The following is a 437-nucleotide window of genomic DNA, read 5'->3' as shown; positions in this document are numbered from 1 at the left end:
CTCCAGCTCCGAGACCGGCATGCTCAGCCTCAATCGCTACCGCCTCAGACATCAGGCCAAGGAGGGCCATCGTGGCGCCCGCCGTGCCAGCGAACTGCTGGCGCACCCCGACCGCCTGCTGGGCACCATTCTGGTCGGCAACAACTTCGTCAACATCCTTGCTTCATCCATTGCCACAGTGCTGGCGATGCAGCTGTGGGGCGAAGCAGGCATCGCCATCGCAACCATCGGCCTGACGATCATCCTGCTGATATTCGGCGAGATCACACCCAAGACGCTGGCGGCGCTGCGCCCGGAGATCATCGCCTACCCGGTCAGTCTGCCATTGAAGATGCTGCAGAAGGTGCTCTACCCCCTGGTCGCCATGCTCAGCTGGGTGAGCAACGGCCTGCTCGGATTGCTCGGCGTCGACCTGTCCAACAAGGGCAATGACAGCC

At 62.9% G+C, this 437-nt stretch carries 1 protein-coding gene; it reads left to right on the top strand.

Annotation, left to right across the window (positions count from 1 at the left end):
- Positions 1-19: 19 nt before the first annotated feature.
- Positions 20-437 (top strand): CNNM domain-containing protein (locus ACU8YC_RS28110; RefSeq protein WP_446896412.1); only part of this gene is annotated, 418 nt, incomplete at its 3' end.

It is taken from the genome of Citrobacter sp. VF227, from assembly GCF_052950715.1.
Note: the sequence above shows the minus strand (reverse complement) of the source record. Positions and strands in the feature narration are given on the sequence as shown.